The organism is Microbacterium sp. BE35 (assembly GCF_031457705.1).
Lineage (GTDB): Bacteria > Actinomycetota > Actinomycetes > Actinomycetales > Microbacteriaceae > Microbacterium > Microbacterium trichothecenolyticum.
Genome location: NZ_JAVDXD010000002.1, coordinates 466,241 through 482,628 on the forward strand (window position 1 = coordinate 466,241; position 16,388 = coordinate 482,628).

General features: G+C 69.8%; 18 protein-coding genes and 1 tRNA gene. 14 read left to right on the plus strand and 5 right to left on the minus strand.

Annotated features, from left to right (window positions below; all coding sequences use genetic code 11):
* The first annotated feature begins 36 nt into the window (after positions 1-36).
* From J2Y46_RS08355 to J2Y46_RS08380, 6 genes are read left to right on the plus strand one after another with little or no spacing between them, the layout of a single operon-like run.
* Entirely contained in the window at positions 37-1,020 is a 984-nt protein-coding gene (locus J2Y46_RS08355; protein ID WP_396653171.1) for an ABC transporter permease, read from the plus strand.
* On the plus strand, positions 1,017-1,934 hold the full coding sequence (locus tag J2Y46_RS08360; protein ID WP_310241583.1) for an ABC transporter ATP-binding protein: 918 nt from the start codon (positions 1,017-1,019) through the stop codon (positions 1,932-1,934). The genes J2Y46_RS08355 and J2Y46_RS08360 overlap by 4 nt, the downstream gene beginning before the upstream one ends.
* Positions 1,931-2,965 carry an ABC transporter ATP-binding protein gene (locus J2Y46_RS08365; protein WP_310241585.1) on the plus strand — a complete coding sequence of 345 codons (1,035 nt, stop codon included), beginning with the start codon at positions 1,931-1,933 and terminating at the stop codon, positions 2,963-2,965. The genes J2Y46_RS08360 and J2Y46_RS08365 overlap by 4 nt, the downstream gene beginning before the upstream one ends.
* Entirely contained in the window at positions 2,962-4,455 is a 1,494-nt protein-coding gene (locus J2Y46_RS08370) for a glycoside hydrolase family 32 protein (protein ID WP_310241587.1), read from the plus strand. Before J2Y46_RS08365 ends, J2Y46_RS08370 begins: the two co-directional genes overlap by 4 nt.
* Before the next feature lie 32 nt (positions 4,456-4,487).
* On the plus strand, positions 4,488-5,945 hold the full coding sequence (locus tag J2Y46_RS08375) for a glycoside hydrolase family 32 protein (protein ID WP_310241589.1): 1,458 nt from the start codon (positions 4,488-4,490) through the stop codon (positions 5,943-5,945).
* A gap of 15 nt (positions 5,946-5,960) precedes the next feature.
* Positions 5,961-6,452 carry an NADP oxidoreductase gene (locus J2Y46_RS08380; RefSeq protein WP_310241591.1) on the plus strand — a complete coding sequence of 164 codons (492 nt, stop codon included), beginning with the start codon at positions 5,961-5,963 and terminating at the stop codon, positions 6,450-6,452.
* Between the two features lie 25 nt (positions 6,453-6,477).
* On the opposite strand, the gene J2Y46_RS08385 is transcribed toward J2Y46_RS08380, so the two are convergent.
* Positions 6,478-6,553: transfer RNA gene (locus J2Y46_RS08385), tRNA-Met, on the minus strand.
* A gap of 190 nt (positions 6,554-6,743) precedes the next feature.
* Between J2Y46_RS08385 and J2Y46_RS08390 the strand changes: the two genes are divergently transcribed.
* From J2Y46_RS08390 to J2Y46_RS08410, 5 genes are all read left to right on the plus strand, one after another.
* Positions 6,744-7,568 (plus strand): DUF4397 domain-containing protein, encoded by an 825-nt coding sequence (locus tag J2Y46_RS08390; RefSeq protein WP_310241593.1) that lies wholly within the window; start codon positions 6,744-6,746, stop codon positions 7,566-7,568.
* An 11-nt stretch (positions 7,569-7,579) separates the two neighbouring features.
* The gene (locus tag J2Y46_RS08395; RefSeq protein ID WP_310241595.1) at positions 7,580-8,209 is read left to right on the plus strand and encodes a class F sortase; all 630 of its coding nucleotides are present in this window, start codon (positions 7,580-7,582) and stop codon (positions 8,207-8,209) included.
* 37 nt (positions 8,210-8,246) lie between these two features.
* Positions 8,247-8,798 carry an RNA polymerase sigma factor gene (locus J2Y46_RS08400; RefSeq protein ID WP_084695374.1) on the plus strand — a complete coding sequence of 184 codons (552 nt, stop codon included), beginning with the start codon at positions 8,247-8,249 and terminating at the stop codon, positions 8,796-8,798.
* Complete coding sequence (locus tag J2Y46_RS08405) at positions 8,785-9,552, plus strand: anti-sigma factor (protein ID WP_310241596.1); 768 nt, start codon at positions 8,785-8,787, stop codon at positions 9,550-9,552. The genes J2Y46_RS08400 and J2Y46_RS08405 overlap by 14 nt, the downstream gene beginning before the upstream one ends.
* Before the next feature lie 157 nt (positions 9,553-9,709).
* Positions 9,710-10,300: a fasciclin domain-containing protein gene (locus tag J2Y46_RS08410; protein ID WP_310241598.1), complete on the plus strand. Its 591-nt coding sequence runs from the start codon at positions 9,710-9,712 to the stop codon at positions 10,298-10,300.
* An 88-nt stretch (positions 10,301-10,388) separates the two neighbouring features.
* On the opposite strand, the gene J2Y46_RS08415 is transcribed toward J2Y46_RS08410, so the two are convergent.
* A complete protein-coding gene (locus J2Y46_RS08415; RefSeq protein ID WP_310241600.1) occupies positions 10,389-10,919 on the minus strand; it encodes a hypothetical protein in 531 nt (176 codons plus the stop codon).
* Positions 10,916-11,323: a DUF4383 domain-containing protein gene (locus tag J2Y46_RS08420; RefSeq protein WP_045296131.1), complete on the minus strand. Its 408-nt coding sequence runs from the start codon at positions 11,321-11,323 to the stop codon at positions 10,916-10,918. Before J2Y46_RS08420 ends, J2Y46_RS08415 begins: the two co-directional genes overlap by 4 nt.
* Positions 11,324-11,488: 165 nt before the next feature.
* Between J2Y46_RS08420 and J2Y46_RS08425 the strand changes: the two genes are divergently transcribed.
* Positions 11,489-12,478, plus strand: coding sequence for an NADP-dependent oxidoreductase (locus tag J2Y46_RS08425; RefSeq protein WP_310241604.1), 990 nt, complete (start codon positions 11,489-11,491; stop codon positions 12,476-12,478).
* A 112-nt stretch (positions 12,479-12,590) separates the two neighbouring features.
* Positions 12,591-13,541, plus strand: coding sequence for a DMT family transporter (locus J2Y46_RS08430; protein WP_310241606.1), 951 nt, complete (start codon positions 12,591-12,593; stop codon positions 13,539-13,541).
* On the opposite strand, the gene J2Y46_RS08435 is transcribed toward J2Y46_RS08430, so the two are convergent.
* Positions 13,538-14,797 carry a saccharopine dehydrogenase NADP-binding domain-containing protein gene (locus J2Y46_RS08435; RefSeq protein ID WP_310241608.1) on the minus strand — a complete coding sequence of 420 codons (1,260 nt, stop codon included), beginning with the start codon at positions 14,795-14,797 and terminating at the stop codon, positions 13,538-13,540. The two genes, J2Y46_RS08430 and J2Y46_RS08435, sit on opposite strands and share 4 nt — an antisense overlap.
* A gap of 140 nt (positions 14,798-14,937) precedes the next feature.
* On the opposite strand from J2Y46_RS08435, the gene J2Y46_RS08440 reads away from it, so the two are divergent.
* Positions 14,938-15,831 (plus strand): aldo/keto reductase, encoded by an 894-nt coding sequence (locus J2Y46_RS08440; RefSeq protein WP_310241610.1) that lies wholly within the window; start codon positions 14,938-14,940, stop codon positions 15,829-15,831.
* 1 nt (position 15,832) lies between these two features.
* Here J2Y46_RS08440 and J2Y46_RS08445 read toward each other — a convergent pair whose 3' ends face one another.
* A complete protein-coding gene (locus J2Y46_RS08445) occupies positions 15,833-16,363 on the minus strand; it encodes a DUF1697 domain-containing protein (protein ID WP_310241612.1) in 531 nt (176 codons plus the stop codon).
* Positions 16,364-16,388: the final 25 nt, after the last annotated feature.

Genomic DNA, 16,388 nt, shown 5'->3' on the forward strand with positions numbered 1-16,388 from the left:
GGGTTCGTGATGTCACTCGCGCAAGATCCCCGCGCCATGGCCGAGCTGGAGCTCGGCACCCCGCCCGGCCCGGACGGACAGGTCACCGCCGCACCGCCCCCGCGGCGCCGACGCGGCGGAGGCGGACTCCTGCGAGGCCTCCTCGGAAATGCCAAGGCCACCTCGGGTCTGGTCATCCTCATCCTCTTCGTCCTGATGGCCGTGTTCGCGCCGATCCTCGCCCCCGGCGATCCCACGCTCATCCAAGGCATCGGCTCGCAGCCCCCGTCGGCCGAGCACTGGCTGGGAACGACGGCCAAAGGGCAGGACGTGCTGGCGCTGAACGTATGGGGTTCGCGTTCGTCGCTGTTCGTCGGCTTCACGGTCGGCATCCTCGCGACGTTCGTCGGCCTCCTCGTCGGCCTCGCCTCGGCCTACCTCGGACGCACCATCGACAACGTGCTGTCGCTCGTCACGAACGTGTTCCTCCTCCTGCCTGGACTTCCGCTGCTGGTGATCCTCGCCGCGTTCCTGCCGCAGGGCCTCGGCACCGTCATCCTGGTGCTCGTCATCACCGGCTGGGCGGGGTCGGCGCGTGTGCTGCGCTCGCAGGCCATGTCGATCCGCGGCAAGGACTTCGTCGCCGCCTCGCAGGTCACCGGTGAGGGCGGACTGCGCATCATGTTCCGCGAGATGCTGCCGAACATGGCCTCGATCGTGATGAGCACCTTCCTCGCCTGCGTGATCTTCGGCATCGGCGCTCAGGCCGGCCTGGAGTTCCTGGGCCTGGGCGACATCAGCACCGTCAGCTGGGGAACGAATCTCTATTGGGCGAGCAATGACGGCGCCCTCCTGACCGGGGCGTGGTGGGTCTTCGTCCCTCCCGGCGTGTGCATCGCCCTCGTCGCCTTCGCGCTCGCACTCGTCAACTACGGCGTCGATGAGACGACCAACCCCCGCCTGCGGCGGCCGCGCCGTCGCACCACGCCCGACGCGCCCACGCGTGTCGCCCCCCGCACCGCGAAGGAGGCGGCGCGATGACTGCTCCGCTGCTCGAGATCCAGGACCTCTCCGTCGAGTACGTCACCGAGACCCGCACCGTGCGCGCCGTCGATCGCGTGTCGTTCTCGATCGCGGAGCGGGAGGTGTTCGGCCTCGCGGGGGAGTCCGGTTGCGGCAAGTCGACGATTGCGAACGCCATCCTGCGGCTGCTGCGAGACCCCGCCGTCATCTCCGGCGGGTCGATCCGCTTCGCCGGCACCGACGTGCTGGCACTGAACGCCGAGCAGCTCCGCGAGTTCCGCTGGCGCCAGGTGGCCATGGTCTTCCAGAGCGCCATGAACTCGCTGAACCCGGTGATGACCGTCGGCGACCAGATCGTCGACATCTTCACCACCCACGAGGGCGTATCGAAGAAGACCGCGATCGCGCGCGCCGGTGAGCTGCTCGATCTCGTGGGCATCCCGCGAGACCGACTGCGCTCGTACCCGCACCAGCTCTCGGGCGGGATGCGGCAACGTGTCGTCATCGCCATGGCGACGGCGCTCCGCCCGCCGCTGCTCATCATGGACGAACCCACCACCGCGCTCGACGTCGTGGTGCAGCAGGAGCTCATGGCGCAGATCAAAGACCTGCAGCGTGAACTCGGCTTCGCGATCCTGTTCATCACCCACGACATGTCCCTGATGGTCGAGCTCTCCGACCGGATGGCGGTGATGTACGCGGGACGATTCGTCGAGACCGCACGGTCCGAGGAGATCTTCGACACCCCGCAGCACCCCTACACCCGCGCCCTCATGAACGCCTTTCCACCCATGTCCGGTCCTCGCACCCGTCTGCAGGGCCTCGGCGAAGGTGTGAGGTTCCGCGACATCCCCGATCTCGAACCGATCACGCCCACCCACTGGGTGGCGCCCAGCGACGACGACTCCCTGACCACGGAGACCATCTCATGACCGCACCCGAGACCCCCGTGCTCTCGACACGAGGGCTGCAGAAGACATTCACCATCGGCGGCGCATTCTCCCGCAAGCGGGTGCGCGCCCTCGGCGGCGTCGACCTCGACATCGCCCACGGCGAGGTCGTCGCGCTCGTCGGCGAGTCCGGCAGCGGAAAGTCCACGCTCGCGCGCTGCATCGCCCGCCTCGAGCAGCCGTCGGCCGGCACCTTCCTCTTCGAGGGCGAAGACATCATCGCGACCTCCAAGCGGCGCGCGACCCGCGAGTACCGCTCAGCGGTGCAGATGATCTTCCAGGACCCCTTCGGGTCGCTGAATCCCGTCCACCGGATCGGTCACTTCCTCGAGCGGCCGCTGCGCATCCACGGTGCCGCATCGGGCCGTGCCGCGCTGGAACACGCCAAGCGGCGGCTGATGGAGAAGGTCGGTCTTCCGGACGAGATGCTGGACCGCTACCCGCACGAACTCTCCGGCGGCCAGCGGCAGCGCATCGCGATCGCCCGCGCCCTCGCGGTGAACCCGCGGCTGATCCTCGCCGACGAACCCACGTCGATGCTCGATGTCTCGGTGCGGATCGGGGTGCTCAACCTCATGCGCACGCTCTGCGAGGAGCAGGGCATCTCGATGCTCTACATCACGCACGACCTCGCGTCGGCGCGGTACCTCGCCGATCGCATCGTCGTGATGTTCGCCGGCGAGTTCGTCGAGGGCGGCGATGCCATGGAATTGCTGGCCAACCCGTCCCACCCCTACACCCGCCTGCTCATCTCTGCCGTACCGGACCCCAAGCGCACCGACCCGTTCGACTCCGTCGAACGTGCGCAACTGCGTCGCGAGGTGCTGGATCCGACCGTCTGTCGCTGGTCCGGGCAGACGACGGAGCCCTGCTCGAACCAACGTGCCGTGTTCCACCGGCTGAGTGAGCAGCCCGAGCACTGGGTGCGGTGCGGGCTCTACGCCCCACCCTCCGACGCCCCCGGGACCGCTCTGGAACTGCCCGAGGACCTCGAAGAAAGCTCTGCCGCATGACCGCGACATCCACATCCGCGCTCGTCCCGGCAGAGCTGATCGCGCGCGCAGCCGCCGATCCGCATCGTCCGGCCTACCATTTCACCGCCCCGGCTGGATGGCTGAACGATCCCAACGGCCTCACCCAGCGAAACGGCGAGTACCACCTCTTCTACCAGTTCAACCCGTACGCCCCGCTGCACCACCGCATCCACTGGGGTCACGCGGTCAGCACCGACCTGGTGCATTGGCGCGATCTGCCGATCGCACTGACCCCGAGCGACGGACCCGACGTCGACGGATGCTGGTCCGGCGTGCTGGTGTACGACGGCGACACCCCCACGATCGTTTATTCCGGCCGCCACGGTGACCGGGAGCTGCCGTGCGTGGCGATCGGCACCCCCGACCTCGTCGAGTGGACGAAGGTCGCCGAGAACCCGGTGATCGCAACAGCACCCGCCGGCATCGACGTCACGGCGTTCCGCGACCACTGCGTGTGGCGCGAAGGTGAGACATGGCGGCAGCTGATCGGCTCTGGCATCCGGAGCCGGGGAGGAACGGCGTTCCTGTACGAGTCCACCGACCTGCGCGAGTGGACCTACGTCGGGCCGCTGCTGGTCGGCGACAGCACGGTGGGCGATGCGGGCGCTCCCGACTGGACCGGCACCATGTGGGAATGCGTGGACCTGTTCCGGATCGGCGAGGAGAATGCCGCGCATCGCGACATCCTCGTGTTCTCCGCATGGGACGAGGGTGTCACCCACCACCCGCTGTACTGGTCCGGTCGGTACGAGGGCGACCGGTTCATGCCCGCCGCGCTGCATCGGCTCGATCTGGGTGGACGCTACTTCTATGCCCCGCAGTCGATGCGGGACGAGTCGGGCAGGCGCCTCCTCTTCGGCTGGCTGCAAGAGGGACGACCCGACAGCGCCGCCGTTGCGGCGGGGTGGTCGGGCATCATGTCGCTGCCGCGCGTGGTGACGGCCGCGCCGGACGGATCCCTCCATCAGGCACCGGCCCCCGAAGTCGACGCGCTCCGGGACGAACAGGTGGCGTCCGTCTCGTCGGTGCTGAGTGCCGAGCCGGTGGAGGTCGTCCGTGGGGATGAGCTCGACCTCGAGGTGCGACTCACGATCCCCGACGACGGGGCGGTCGCGATCGCCCTGCGCGCCACCGACGACGACGCCGAGCGCACGGTTCTGCACCTGCAGCGTCGCGGCGACCAGGCCGAGCTGAGCCTCGACCGCTCGCGGTCGAGCCTGGACCCCGAAGTCGACGCCGGCCCCCGTGCGGGTATGGTGCCGGTGGATGCCGACGGCGGTCTGGACGTGCGGATCCTCGTCGACCACTCCGCGCTCGAGGTGTTCGCGGGCGGAGTGCCGCTGACGGCGCGCGTGTACCCGACCCGCCCCGACGCCCTCGGCATCCGGCTGTCTGGGGACGACGTCCCGGTGCAACTGCGGGTCTGGTCCATGCGAACGGTCGCTCGGAACGCGGCGGCCACCCAATGAGCATCGCCCCTGGGCCGCCCACGAGGCCGACCATGCGCCCCGAGTTTCACTTCAGCGTGCCCGATAACTGGAAGAACGACCCCCAGCGGCCCATCTTCGTCGACGGCGAGTATCACTACTACTACCTGTACAACGCGGACTACCTCACCGGCGGCATCGGCACCTCCTGGCGACGGGCCACGACGCGGGACCACGTGAGCTTCATCGATCACGGCGTCGCCATCGAGAAGTTCACCAACGGCAACGGTGACTGCTGGTCGGGATCGCTCGTCGTCGACACCGACGACACGGCCGGGTTCGGGCGCGGAGCGGTGATCGCGCTGGTCACTCAAGCCGCTGTCGATCGGGTGCCGGAGGGACGGCAGGCGCAGTTCCTCTGGTACTCCACAGACGGTGGTCGCTCGTTCCAGCCAGGAGGGGATGACCCGGTGCTGGCCGATCCGGCCATCACGGACTTCCGTGACCCGAAGGTGGTCTGGGACAGCACCCGCGAGCGGTGGTTCATGGCCCTCGCTGAGGGCGATCGACTCGGCTTCTACGCGTCGTTCGACCTCACCCGTTGGACCCGCGTCGGTGAGTTCGTCCGTGACGATTTGGGCCTGCTCGAGTGCCCCGACATCTTCGAGATCACCGCCGACGATGGATCCTCCCACTGGGTTCTGGGGCTCAGCGCAAACGCGACGCACCGCGGCCTGCCCGCTACCTACGCCTATTGGACGGGCGCCTTCGACGGCAGCACGTTCCTCCCCGGTGCATATGAGCCCCGCTGGCTCGACTGGGGCTTCGACTTCTACGGCGCCGTCACCTACCCACACCACGCCCCATCCGGTGAGGCGGACGCGTCCCTTCGCCACGTCATCGGCTGGGCGAACTTCTGGGACTACCCGCACAACACCCCCACCCTGATGACCGACAACTACAACGGCGACGACATGATCGTGCGGGACGTACGGCTCGTGCGCGAGCACGACGGATACGCCCTCACGTCTGCTCCCACCGCCGCGCTGACGGAGTACGCGACTCGCACGCACCGCCTCGGCGAGCTGGAGGTCGAAGGAGGGCTCGATCTCGACATCCACGCGCCCGCGTATGACCTGAGCTGTGAGATCCAGTGGGATTCCGAGACCGCCGACCATGGCGGCGACATCGGCTTCGAGGTGTGCCGTGCCGCTGGCGGGTCACGCTTCGTCGCCGCTGGGCTGGACCTGTCCGGTCCGCACGCGTATCTGGACCGGACATTGACCGTCAACCCCACGCGAGGACGTACGCAAGCACCGCTCGACCCATCAAAGGGGCGGGTCGCGATTCGGCTGCTTGTCGATCGGACGAGCGTCGAGTTCTTCGTGGAGAACGGACGGAGCGTCCAGTCGCACCGCGTCTTTCCACTCGCCGGCGATGACGGCATCCGACTCTACGCGCGCGGCGCGACCGCGACCTTCCGTGATGTGACGATTCGCGAACTCGCCGTGCCGACGGGGACGCGTCCGTGATGGGGCAATGCGCTCGTGATCGGCGAGGCGCTCGTCGACGTGACTGCTAACGCCACTTCAGGAGCGCACTCGCTGGCCGCGCTGGAAATGGTGGGCGCGATGTCGCTGGCCGACAAGGTGCTCCTCGACGTCGCGGTTCCGATCGACCTGTCCCGCGGCCTGCCGCCCACCCTCGTTTCGGCCAATACTGACAGCCTTGGTGAGCAGATCCAGCGTGCGTTTCCCCGTAGTCGAGTCGTGAAGTCGTTGAACACCGTGAATTACAGACTCATGGTCGCCCCTGGTCGACTTGCGACCGACCATTCCGTGTTCATCGCGGGCGACGACCGCGATGCCAAACGCGTCGTGCACGATCTGCTGGGGGAGTTCGGCTGGCCAGATCGATCGATCGTGGACCTCGGCGGCATCGGCGCCTCGCGTGCAACCGAGATGTACTCGAGGCTGTTCTTCGAGTTGTTTGCGGCGATAGGTGGCCCTGAGTTCAACATCAATGTCGTCCGCAACTGACTACGCCGACTCACGCCACGGCGGTTGGACGCGACGGCGGGAGTCGAACCCGCAACGCTCCCGGGTATGAACCGGAGCCCGGGACCGCCCGGATCGCCGCGATGACCCCACGCTAACCGCCGTCCGCGGGGATCGCCTCTGAGTGTCTGAGCGTGTCGAGCGATGACGACATGTGACGCCACGCGCACCCGCGCGAGAGAAACCCCGCCCCGCCTGCATCCGAACCTCCCCTCCCGCCGGAAGAACTCTTCAAACACGCGGCGACCGGCCGCCCGGAGAAGGAGGAACACTGTGCGAAAGAAGGTTCTCGCAGGAATCGCCGCCGGCATCGTCGCCGCGCTCGGTGTGGGCATCCCTGCAAGCGCAGCCACGAACACCAACGCCGTGCTCTCAGTCCTGCACGGCATTCCCGACACGCCTGTCGATGTCTACGTCAACGGCGCGCTCACGCTCGACGACTTCCAGCCCGGCGACCTCGCCGGCCCGCTCGATCTGCCCGCGGGCGCGTACGAGGTCGCGCTGACGGCGCCCGATGCCACCGATGCCAGCTCGCCCGTGCTCGGCCCCGTCACCCTCACGCTCGAATCCGGCAAGAACTACACGGCCGTCGCGCACCTCGACGCATCCGGCTCGCCGACGGTGACTCCGTACGTCAACGACACGTCGCCCACGGCGGCGGGGGAGGGACGCCTCACCGTGCGGCACGTCGCGGCCGCGCCCGCCGTCGATGTGCTCGCCGGTGGAACGGCTGTGATCCAGGCCCTCGCGAACCCCGACGAGGCGTCGCTGGACCTGCCCGCCGGAACGATCGAGGCCTCCGTGGCCGCGGCCGGCACCACCGATCCCCTGCTCGGCCCGGCGCCCGTCGACGTGCAGGAGGGCGTGCTCACGATCGCCTACGCGTGGGGGAGCCTCGAGGACGACAACCTCGCGCTCGCGGTTCAGACGGTCACGGGCCTGCACTCGGCACCGGACGGCGTGAACTCGGGCACGGGCGGCCAGCTCGCGCAGCGCGACATGTTCCAGCAGTGGATGTGGGCGATCGGCGGTGTCGTCGTCGCCGCGGCGGTGGCGGCATCCGCTCTCGTCGTCGCGCGCGGCAGGGCACGGCGCTGAAGCACCGCGACATGGGCAGGGCGATCGCAGGAGTCGGAGCATCTCTCGCGATCGCCCTCGCGCTGACGGCGTGCGGCTCGTCCCCAGGGGCCGCCCCGTCGGCGCCGGCACCTTCTCAGACGGCGACGGCGCTCCCCACGCCCGCCGTCGAGGTGCCGGTCGCGGCGGCCACCCCCTCACCCCCACGGCGGCACGTGCCGCCGGTCAGGGTGGTCGCCGCCTCCATCGACGTCGACGTGCCGGTGGTGCCGGTCGGTGTGGAGGCCGGAGGCTTCATGGAGCTGCCGGCCGACCCCGCGATCGGCGGGTGGTATCGCTTCGGCGCCGACCCCGCGGCATCCGGCGGCAATGTCGTGATCTCGGCGCACGTCGATTCCCCGGAGTACCCGATCGGCCCGTTCAGCCGGTTGCGCGACCTTCCCGTCGGGGACGTCGTCGATGTGACGGATGCCGCCGGCGACACGCGCAAGTACGCCGTCGAAAGCGTCACCTACTACCCGAAGGCGGAGCTTCCGGTCGACGAGCTGTTCGCCCGCTCGGGCACGCGCAGCCTCGTGCTGATCACGTGCGGCGGACAGTTCGACTCCCGCACGGGCCGTTACGCGGATAACGTGGTCGCGATCGCGACCCCGATCACGTGACCCGGCGAAGGCGCCGGACCAGCAGAGGGGAATCAGCGTGGACGATGAGGAAGAGCGCGAGCTGTGCGGCCGTTTCGCCGCCGGTGACGAGCGCGCCCTCGAGCAGATCTACCGGCGATGGTCGCCGATCGTGTTCACCCTCGCGCTCCGGGTGCTCGGCGACAGAGGGGATGCCGAAGACGTGACGCAGAAGACCTTCGTCTCGGCATGGACCTCGCGGGCGTCGTACGACCCGGCCAAGGGCCGGCTCTCGACGTGGCTCGTCACGATCACCCGCCGCCGCATCGCCGACACCCTCGATGCGCGCCGGCGTGTGCGCGAACTGCAAGAGAAGCTGCAGCGGTTCGCGGTGACCGAGGAGCCGCTCTCGTCGGAGATCGATCTCGGAGACCGGATGCTGCTCGCCGACGAGATCGACCGCCTCGAGCCCGATGCGCAGCGCGTGGTGCGGCTGGCGTTCTACGACGACCTCACCCACCAGCAGATCGCGACGCGCCTCGACATGCCGCTGGGTACCGTGAAGAGTCACATCCGCCGAAGTCTCACCCGGCTGCGCGACCGATTGGAGGTGTCCCATGTCGCACCTTGACCCCGAGCGTCTTGCGCTGGTCGCCGTCGGAGAACCGCTGACGGGTGCCGAGCAGGAGCACGTCGCGACGTGCGACGTCTGCTCGATCGAGCTGGCGGAGCTCGAGCACACCGTGGCGGTCGGCCGGTCCACCATGACCCTGGGCGAGCTCGAGACGCCGCCGGAGCGGGTCTGGGATCGCATCCTCGACGAGGTCCGGTCGCCGCAGCCGGCGGCATCCGAGGTGGGCGCGCCGGCGCCAGCGGGGTCGCCGCCGCCCTCAGCCGCTCCCGCGGACGCGCCACCTGTCGCAGACGAACAGCCGAAGCGCCGCGGCGGACTGCGAGGCGGACGCATGCTGTTCGCCCTGGCGGCGAGCATCGCCGCCGTCCTGGCGATCGTCGGCATCTGGAGCTTCGTCAGGGCGCCGCAGTCGGTCGAGATCGCGTCGGCGACCCTGGCCGCGTTCCCCGATCACCCCGGCGCCGCCGGCACCGCGCAGGTGATCGAGCTCTCGGACGGGGAGCGCACGCTGACCGTGAACGTCGAGGACTTCGACGAGAGCGACGGGTTTCGCGAGGTCTGGCTGATCACCGCGGACGCCTCGGCACTGGTGAGTCTCGGCGAGCTCGACGGGAAGAAGGGGACGTTCGTGGTTCCGGCCGACGTCGATCTGCGCGAGTACGTGCTCGTCGACGTCTCGCAGGAGCCCCTCGACGGAGATCCGACCCACTCCGGCGACTCGATCGTGCGCGGGCCGCTCGAGTTCAGCTGACCCGGCGCCCCTCGGCGGGCGCCGGGGTGCGGGTGCGCGCGCGGATCCGGAACGAAACTCCCGGCTGCTGCATCCGTCCCCGCGTCTTCGGGCGAATACCTCTATGGCACCCTTCGTCCGGACGGTGCCGGGAATCGCATCGAAGGAGATCGGAACCATGAAGAAGTCTCGCCTGGCCGTTGCGGCGGTCGCCGCCCTGGCTCTCGTGTTCACAGCCACGCCCGCGCAGGCCCACGGTGGGGGCGCCCCTGCGGGCACGATCGTCGACGTCGCCGTCGCCGCATCGGGCGGTGGCGCCCCCGACGCCAATCCGTGGGACTACGACATCCTGGTTCAGGCGGTGCTGGCCACGGGGCTCAACGGGGCGCTCGCCGATACGAGCCAGACCTACACGGTCTTCGCGCCGAACGACCGCGCGTTCCTGCGGCTCGTGGCCGACCTCACGGGAACGACGCCTGCCAGCGAGGCCGACGCGCTGGCCGCCATCACGTCGACGTTCACCACGGAGCAGATCTCGAACATCCTGCTCTACCACGTGGTCGCGGGCGAGAAGCTCGGCCCGGTGAAGGTCCTCACGGCGCGCTCGCTGACGATGGCGAACGGCGGCGTCGTCAAGCCCCGCGGAATCAACCTGCGCGATGAGACACCTGCCCTCAGCGACCCGCGGCTGGTGTTCTGGGCGATCAACATCCCCGCGACCAACGGTGTGATCCACACGATCGATCGCGTCCTCGTTCCCGCTTCCTGACGGCGACCGCGACCGTGGTGGACCTCGATCGATGCGGGGGAGGCCACCACGGTCCTGCCGCCGGGATCCGCCGTGGTCGCGGCATCCGTCAATGTCCGTCGTGGGTGACGACGGGCAGCACGGTGCCGTCGGCGTCCAGGAGCGCCGCGCCCTGGCAGACGCCGAGCGCGGGCACCACGACGACGGTGACCAGCGCCGCCGCAGCGACCAGGCCCCACAGACTCGACCGCGGGGACGGATGCCTCGTCCCTCGCACGATCCCGCAGGCGACGGCGACGCCGAGCGCCAGCAGGAGGACCACGGCGAGGATGCTCGCACGCCCGGGCGCGGTCGCGAGCAGCGCCACCGCGACGCCCATCCCGACGAACAGGCCGGCGACCGCGGTTCGCGGCGTCGGCGTCCGGCTGAGGTGGAGACTCGTGGCGCCCCACCCGAGAGCTCCCAGCCCCACCGCGGCCGACGCCACACCGAGCCCCTGTGAGAGCGGGTCGGCCTGCACGGCCACCATCGCAGCTGCCCCCAGCCCGACGGCGACGAGCCCGAAGCCCCACGCGCCGACCGGCACCCACGACGGGGCGCGGCTGACGCGCCCCGTCGTGTCCCCCCGAAGCTCGCTCACGCCGTCGCGACCTGCGATGAACGCTCGGCGGCCAGGCCCACGCCGAGCAGCACGATGGCGCTCGCGAGGTGCAGGAAGTGGTCGGGCGCGTTGAGCGCGAGGATGTTCGCCGGCGTGCCGACGAGGAAGAAGCCCACGACACCCAGCAGCAGGTACGCGGCGCCGACCGTGATGTTCACGATCTTGGCCGGGCGCGCACCGGCGATGCCGGCGATCAGCAGCGCCGCTCCGATGAGCAGGTGGGCGACGTTGTGCAGCGGGTTGACCTCGAAGATGCCCAGGAGCAGCCCGCCCTCGGTCGCTACGAAGCTGATGGGACCGGTGACGAAGAACCCCAGAAGGCCGACGAGGAGGTAGACGGCGCCGAAGACCGTGGCGACGATGCGGTTCGGTGACGAGCCCATGAGAGACCTCTCTTTCCCGCGGCGATCTGCCGCGCTGTGAAAGGTCTTCGGGGCGGGTTCGGAATCGGATGGGATGCTGCGGCTGCATCCATGACCGCCCGTCCGCCGGAATAAATCCTCGAGGCTCGATGACGAGCCTCGACGGAACGGCAGGAGGGGATCGCGATGCGAGCACCGACGGAGGCATTCACGTACCGATACACCCACTACGGCGACGCAGACGTACTCAAGCGTCATCAATACCCGATGCCGGCTCCCGGGCCTGGAGAGGTGCTGGTCGAGGTGATCTCGACGGCGATCAACCATATGGACGCCTTCCTGCGCAACGGCAAGGAGGACACGTGGCACGACGACCCGTGGCCGCGGTCGTCCGGCAGCGACTTCGCGGGGATCGTCCGCCGCTGCGGGCCGGGCGTGACCGCGCTGAGGGTCGGTGCGAACGTCGTCGGGCACACCAGGACCGGCGCCCACGCGAGCCACATCGTCGTGCCGGCGGACCAGCTCGTGGCCAAGCACGTGGCGATCGAGTGGGAGGTCGCCGGTGGTCTGTTCCTCGCTGGGGCCACCGCCTTGGAGACTCTCGACGACCTTCGGATCGGCCCCTCGGACACCGTCGTCATCTCCGCAGCGGCGGGAGGTGTCGGCAGCATCGAGGCGCAGGTGGCGAAGTACCGCGGCGCTCGGGTGATCGGCACGTGCGGGGAGCGCAACTTCGACTACTTGCGGCAGCTGGGCATCACGCCTGTGCGGTACGGCGAGGGGATGGCGGAGCGGATCCGGCGTGCCGCGGGCGCACCGGTCACCGCGTACATCGACAACTTCGGCAAGGACGGGAGGGAGGTCGCGGCAGCCCTCGGGGTTCCTCCGCAGCGCTACCGCTCCAGCGCCGACAGGCGCCAGGTCGAGCTGCGGCTGCTCCGCGACGACGCCGAGTCCGTCTCGCACGCGACGCAGGTGCTGCAGCGCGTGGTGGACCTCGCCGGCGCCGGAGCGTTCCGTCTCCTCGTGTCGGGCCTGTACCCCATCGAGGACATCGTGGACGCCTTCGAGGACCTGGCCAAGCTGCATGCGCGCGGGAAGATCGTCCTGGCCACCCGTCCGGTCACGCGGGCGCGCACGCTGCGAGCGCGGGAGGTGTTCGAGCGGATGCCCTGACTCGACCTAGTGAGAAGGATGCGGCGGGGGCGGGGAACGTGCCGTCCGGCAGCGAGCCCGCTCACCGGGGACCTCGCTGTGTAGCGTGAGAGCACTGCGGAGAGGGGGACCGGTGCCGTCGACCATCGCGTCGTTCCCCGTGCTGGGCATCGTCCTGGCCGTCGCCTCGGCCGCCGCTCTGGCGCTCGGCAACATGATGCAGGCGCGCGGGGTGCGCAGCGGCGCCACCGGATCCTTCGGCGCCAGGCAGTTCTTCGCCCTGCTGCGCAACGGCCCGTGGGTGATCGGTGCGCTGCTGATCGGGGGCGCCATCCTGCTCCAGCTGGCGAGTCTCACGTTCGCTCCGCTCATCGTGGTGCAGCCGGTCGGTGTCGTCGCACTCGTCTTCGCCTCGCTGCTCACGGCCCGAGCGACGCACACGAAGCCCTCCGGCACAGAGATGCGTGCCATCGCGACGAGCGTCATCGGGGTGGCGGCCTTCGTCGGCGTCGCTGCGCTGGTGAGCACCCAGCGCACGATCCACGACAGCCAGCTCATCGCCATCCTGCTCGCGCTCGCCGTCGTGCTCTGCGTCGCGATCATCGTGGCCGTCGTTCAGCGCGGACGCCGCGGACCCGCCGTGCTGATCGTCATCGCCGCCGGCGTGTTCTCGGGCTTCGTCGCGACGCTGGGCAAGACCGTGATCCTGCGGGTGCAGACGGTCCTCGCCGAGGGCGACTACCGCCTCGACTCCTCGAACCTGCTGACCCTGGCCTGCCTGATCGGGATCGCGGTCTCTGGCGGCCTCGCGATCTACCTCGTGCAGCGGGCGCACACCGTCAATTCGCCTGAAGTCGTCGTCGGCGGGCTCACGGTCATCGACCCCTTCGTGGCCGTCGTGCTCGGCATCACCATCCTCGGCGAGGCGACCGGAGCGCCGTTCTGGTCGCTGCTCGTGCTGGCGGCTGCCGGCGCGGTGGCGGTGTGGGGCGTGATCGATCTCGCCAGGGCGCAGCAGAGGAGCGCGAGCGACGCATCGCTCGGAGGCGACCACGGGGGAGGAACGGATGCCGCGGGGGACTAGGTCGCTCGCTGCTCCGGGGCGTTTCGACGCGCTTCGCTCGCTCGACGACCGGGGGCTTGAGGCAACGCTCCCGCATCCAGGGTGAAGCCGCTGGCGCGCAGTCGTTCGGCCAGGTGCTCTCCCATCGCGATCATCGGGGTCAGGACGCCCGCGCGGGCGGGGAGGTCATCGAGCGCGAGGCTCAGTGCGGATTCGGCGAGCATCACGCCGGTGCCGCCATAGCCGGGATCGAACGGCGCGGCGACCCGCGTGCGCACCGGCCGGCCCTCGACCGGGTACACGTCGACTTCGAGGACGAAGCGACCGTGCTCGATCGCCTCAGCGCTGGGTCCGCTGCCAGGAGACGGAAGCACCCGGTCGACGACGGCGCGCGTGGGCGGAAACGCCAGTGCGCCCACGAGCCCCGCCGTCCCGAGAGCGATCCCCGCGGCGCGCACGAATCCGGCAGGGCCGCGCCCGGTCGCCACCACCTCCCGGTACTGCATGAGCTGGCCGTAGCTCCACCCCGTCAGGTAGTTGCTGCGCTGCACGACCTGCTGGTTGTACGAGCCCATGACGAACGGCGCCTGCCAGGTTCCGTGCACCTTGCCCCAGCCGCTGCCGGCGTGGCCGGGCAGACGCACCGACGGCCCGGGCGTGAGCGCGTAGGGGTTCGCGAGGAGGCGGCGGGTCGAGGCATCCCTCTTCGTCTCCTTCAGCTGCTGGCGGAGCGAGTCGATCGTGCCGCCGCTGATGCCGCCGCGCAGCGACCGCACCGTCAGGGTCGCCGCGACGATCGGCACACCGCCGGCGGCGGCGTGGGCGATCCCGAGGCCGAGGTCGGACGGGACCGAGTCGAACCCGCACGAGTGCACGATCCTGGCGCCGGTGGTCTCGGCGACGGCGTGATTGCGTTCGATGCTCCGCGCCACGAAGATGCTCTCGCCCGACAGATCGGCGTACGACGTGCCGGCGCGGGCGCTCGCCGACGCAACGCCCGCGCCGTAGCGCAGGTAGGGCCCGACCGTCGTGGCGATGACGGAAGTGGATGCTGCGACCCGGCCGACGGCGGCATCGTCCGAGGTGTCGACCTCGATGATCGGCCAGTCGACGGCGAGTTCGCGCCTGACGTCGTCGAGGCGGGCGGTGGAGCGGCCGGCGATGGCGATCCGCACGCCGTCGGGCGCCGATCGCGCCAGATGGCGCGCGGTGTATCTGCCGACGAAGCCCGATGCGCCGAGCAGGACGATGTCGTGGTCGCGGTCATTCGTCGTCATGCTTCGGGAGCGTAGGCGCGGTTGCGCGCAAACGACAGCGGGTTGCACCTCGATGCGCAAGGGCCCGGCCTGGGGTTCTCGAGCCCCTGCGCGGCGTCGCACGACCCTGGCAGGCTGGGGGTATGCGAGAAGGAGATGCGATGAAGCAGCGCACGCTGGCAGGGCGCCAGGTTTCGGCGATCGGGCTCGGCGCGATGCCGCTGTCGATGAACAACGACAAGGTGTACCCGTCGTTCGACGACGCGGTGGCGACGGTCCATGCAGCGCTCGACGCCGGCGTGACGCTCATCGACACCGCCGACATCTACGCGCCGGACGGTGAGGAGATGGGGCACAACGAGCGCATCGTCGCCGAGGCGCTGCGCACGTGGGACGGCGACGCGTCCAGCATCCTCGTCGCGACGAAGGGCGGGATCACGCTCGGTGAAGACGGCTCCAAGGGCCGCGACGGGTCGGAGGCGTACCTCCGCTCGGCGGCCGAGAGGTCGCTCGACATCCTCGGGGTCGACCAGATCGAGCTCTACCAGTACCACCGTCCTGACCGCTGGCTCGTCTACGGCGACATCATCGCGGGGCTCAAGGCGATGCAGGACGATGGCCTCATCCGCGCGGTCGGCATCTCGAACGCGAGCGTGGAGGAGATCCAGATCGCCATCGACGTGCTCGGCGAGGGCAACCTCGCGAGCGTGCAGAACGAGTTCTCGCCGAAGCATCCGGGCAGCATCGACGAGCTGCGCTTCTGCGAGAAGCACGGGATCGCGTTCCTGCCGTGGAGCCCGCTGGGCGGCACCGGCGGCGGAGCGCGCAGGGTCGGCGACCGGTTCTCGGCGTTCCGCGAGGTCGGCGAGGATCATGGCGTCAGCCCGCAGCAGGCGGTGCTCGCGTGGGAACTGGCGCTGGGCTCGCACGTCATTCCGATCCCGGGAGCTCGGCGTGCGGCATCCATCACCGACTCGGCTCAGGCGGCGGACCTCGAGCTCGGCGCTGACGAGGTCACGCGGCTGTCGGAGTCGGTGGGGATCTTCGACGACTGACTCATCCGGCTGGGGAACCGAAGCGGGCGACCAGGCGGAGGATCGTGGGCAGCCCGCGGGAGGTCGCCCGGTCGCCGGTGAGGCGCTCGAGCACCGGAGTGGCGTTGCCCTGGCCGTCGACGTCGTTGCGGACGAGCGCCCAGCCGGGTCCGGCGTCGACGATCTCGCAGCGGGCTCGGGTCATGAGGCTGATCGCGTCGGGGGCTCGGTTGTCGACCGTTCCGCCTCGGTGGAGGGTGAACTCGTACCCACGGGAATCGTGGGGCGCGCCGTGTTCGTCGACGATCGCGACAAGGTCGGCAAGCGCGATCCAGAGGATGTCGCGCTCGTGGCCGGATCTGACCGCGATCGCTTCTTCTGCGCCCTCGACGACTTCTGCGGGTTCGTCGGAGTCGAACAGGATCGTGCCGTTGCTCTGGAAGGTCTGAACGTCGGGGCACCCTGCGTCGGCGAAGCCGGCGACGATGTCGACGGTCGACGGATGGCCGCGCTGACCCTGGTTGACGTTCCGCATGAAGGCGACGCAGCGCATACGCCGAGAGTACGTGCGATGCTCC